Source organism: Corallococcus carmarthensis (assembly GCF_003611695.1).
GTDB lineage: Bacteria > Myxococcota > Myxococcia > Myxococcales > Myxococcaceae > Corallococcus > Corallococcus carmarthensis.
The window spans coordinates 1-3,059 of record NZ_RAWE01000412.1 but is presented as its reverse complement, the minus strand read 5'-3'; the positions used below and the strand labels follow the sequence as shown (position 1 = coordinate 3,059).

The window sequence follows — 3,059 nt, the reverse complement described above, 5'->3', positions numbered from 1 at the left end:
GTCGTGCCCGGTCTGTCCGCGGTGCCCGCCCCCCAGCCCGAGCCGTCCACCCGGTGGTTGGTGGGCCTGCTGCTCGTCGCGGCGCTGCTCCCCCGGCTGGGGGTGTTCTTCATCAACGAGAATCTCTTCGGGGACGCGGTGGTGCGCACGGAGCTGGCGGAGCGGTGGCTGGCCGCGCCGCACGTCATCACCTCCTACAAGGACGGGACGTACCAGTTCGGCCCCTTGCACCTGTACCTGGTGGGCGCGGTGCTGTCGGTGTTCGAGCGCGACGTCGCGGGCCGGCTGGTGAGCCTGGTGTTCGGCGTGCTGTCGGTGGTGCCGTTGTTCGCGCTGACGCGGCGGCTGTTCGGCTGGCGCGCGGGCGTGGCGGCGGGGCTGGCCTTCAGCGCGTGGGGCATGCACCTGCAGTTCTCCACCACCGCGGGCAGCGAGGCGGTGTCGCTGTTCTTCATGCTGGCGGTGTTCGCGCTGGTGGCGGAAGGCGTGGAGGAGAACCGCTTCCAGCCGCTGTTCTGGGGCGCGGTGCTGCTGAACTTCGCGTGCGCGCTCCGCTACGACGCGTGGATGTACATCCCGCTGATCACGGTGGCGCTGGTGTTCAGCAGCGAGGACCGGGTGGCGTCGCTCACGCGCGCGGTGGGCTTCGGGCTGGTGTGCCTGCCGTTCCCCCTGTTGTGGATGCAGGGCAACGAGCTGGCGCACGGCGACCCGTTCTTCCCCATCAAGGCGGTGGACGACTTCCACAAGCAGTGGGTGTCCGACTCCGGCGGGGCGGGCGGGGCGCTGGGCTGGCGGTTGCAGCAGCTGGGGTTCTGGCCCGGAGTGGCGCTCTTCACGCTGACGCCGGGCGTGGCGCTCCTGGGCGGGGTGGGCATGGTGCGCGCGTGGAAGAAGCACCCGGAGACGCGCTGGCTGGTGGTGATGGCGGTGCTGCCCGCGCTGTACTTCACCTTCCGCGCGGCGGTGCTCCTGAGCTTCGTGCCCCTGGCCCGCTTCACGGTGACGCAGCTGGTGCTGGTGCCCGTGTTCCTGGCGCCGGGCCTGGCGGCGGTGGTGGGCAGCCGGGGTGACTTCGCGCGCCGCGCGGTGGTGGGCGTGAGCGCGGTGCTGGCGGTGGTGATGCCGGTGGCGCTGGGCCTCTACACCTTCCGCACCGAGGGCGGCCTGCACGACTCGCTGCGCCCGGTGAGCCCCACGTCCACGAACCCGGTGGCGGTGATGCAGGTGGCGCGCTTCCTCAAGGACGAGGTGGCTGCGAAGGGCGGCGCGGCGGCCATCGACGACGACCCGCGCTACATGGACCTGCAGGTGGCCTTCTTCTCCGGGCTGCCGGAGATGCGCATGGCGCGCGTGCGCTGGGACACCTTCCGTCAGCGGCTGGGGGACGCGCGGCCGGAGGTGCTGGTGCGCTTCGACGGGGGCCAGCTGGTGAAGGATCCGGGCGTGAAGCTGGACGGGCGGACGCTCACGCTCGACGGCGTGGCGTACCAGGAGCAGGACGGCTTCTCCGCGCCGCTGCACGTGTACCGGCGCCAGCCGTAGCCGGCCCCGGCGTTCCCGGAGGCGGCGCTCCAGCGGCGCTCAAGCCTCCGGGTCGTAGTCGTCGTAGCCGGTGTCGTAGCCGTCGGTCCTGGGGCGGTGGGCGTCCAGCCAGCCCTGCAGGATGAACTGCGCGGCGAGCTGATCAATGACCTCCCGCCGCTTCTCCCGGCGCACGTCCGCCTCCAGCAGGGTGCGCTGGGCGGCCACGGTGGACAGCCGCTCGTCCCACAGCTCCACGGGCAGGCCGAGCGCGCTCTCCAGCACCTCCGCGAACTTGCGCGTGGCCTCCGCGCGGGGCCCCTCCGAGCCGTTCATGTTGAGGGGCAGCCCCAGGACGAAGCGCGTCACCTCGTGCTCCTTCACGAGCCGGGACAGCTCCGCCAGGTCCCCCTTGAGCGACGTGCGCCGCACGGTGGTGACCGCCTGGGCGGTGAGCCCCAGTCCATCCGAGACGGCCACCCCGATGGTCTTGGTGCCGTAGTCGAGCCCGAAGGTGCGCATGGGCGCGGGACTCTAACCGCAATCCTCCGCCACGGACCGGACCGTCCGTGGGTGGGGACGCTGACGGTGGGCCCCGCTGGCCAACCCCGCGTTTCGACTCGCCCCACGCGCCGGTGCGCCCGGCACCGCCGCTGCAATGCCCGCTGGCGTCCGAAGAGACGGCGCGCGGCACCCGGCAGCACCCACTTCAACCCGCCGCGCGGGAGTATCGATGCTCGACATCCTCAAAGGCGTGGCGAACCTGCTGGGCGGCCCCATGGCCGCCGTGACCGACCTGGCGGGGGACGCCCTGGGGCTTCCCCCCGTCCTCACGAACTCCATCAAGACGGCCGCGGGGGTGATGACCGGCAACGTGATGATGGCGGCCAGCGGCGCGCTGGGCGTGGCGGATGAGCTGAAGAAGAACCCGTCCGCGAAGACGGAGTACTGCGCGCCCCAGGACGCGGCGAAGGCGGGCGCGGGCTACGCGGCTTCCGCGTCGGTGGGTGGGGCGCAGGCGGGAGGCGCGTCCGGGAGCCGCAGCCCGCTGGACCCCAAGCTGCTGGACTACGCGGACTCGCTGCGCACGCTGGAAGCGAACTTCGGCTACCTGGACCTGCTGGACGGCAAGAAGGACGGCTCGCTGTCGCACGCGGACCTCCAGCGCATCTCGCAGGACCGGAACGTGTCGCCCTCGCTCCGGGACGCGGCCCGGTTCCTCGTCGACAACCGCACCTTCTTCGAACAGGTGGACACGGCGAAGAAGAAGCTGCTCGGCCTGCCGATGCCGAACCTCAACGACGACCGCATCGACCTGAGGGGGCTCCAGCAGGAGTCCAAGCGGCTGGCCTCGGAGTTCGCGCAGTACGGGCGTCCGGAGCGGCCGGGCCGTCCGGCCCCCTCCACGACGGACTGCGAACCGGCGCCGGCGGACTGCGCGCCGCCCGCGAAGGGTGGGGGCTCTGGACCCGGGCCGGGAAGCGGGGCGGGGCGGCCGGGGAGTGGTGGCACCGGGAAGCCGGGCAGCGGCACGG

2 protein-coding genes and 1 pseudogene are annotated in these 3,059 nt (G+C 72.5%); 2 read left to right on the top strand and 1 reads right to left on the bottom strand.

What is annotated here, in order from left to right; genetic code table 11:
- Positions 1–3 precede the first annotated feature (3 nt).
- Positions 4–1,545 (top strand): ArnT family glycosyltransferase, encoded by a 1,542-nt coding sequence (locus D7X32_RS43840; RefSeq protein ID WP_120608403.1) that lies wholly within the window; start codon positions 4–6, stop codon positions 1,543–1,545.
- Positions 1,546–1,584: 39 nt separating this feature from the next.
- On the opposite strand, the gene ruvX is transcribed toward D7X32_RS43840, so the two are convergent.
- The gene (gene ruvX / locus D7X32_RS43835; protein ID WP_120608402.1) at positions 1,585–2,046 is read right to left on the bottom strand and encodes a Holliday junction resolvase RuvX; all 462 of its coding nucleotides are present in this window, start codon (positions 2,044–2,046) and stop codon (positions 1,585–1,587) included.
- A gap of 211 nt (positions 2,047–2,257) precedes the next feature.
- Here ruvX and D7X32_RS43830 point away from each other — a divergent pair.
- A pseudogene (locus D7X32_RS43830) lies at positions 2,258–3,059 on the top strand (hypothetical protein); the annotation flags it as partial.

What these genes read in the sequence shown, in the direction of transcription:
- ruvX (WP_120608402.1), bottom strand. Translation starts at nt 2,046, where the DNA reads ATGCGCACCTTCGGGCTCGACTACGGCACCAAGACCATCGGGGTGGCC.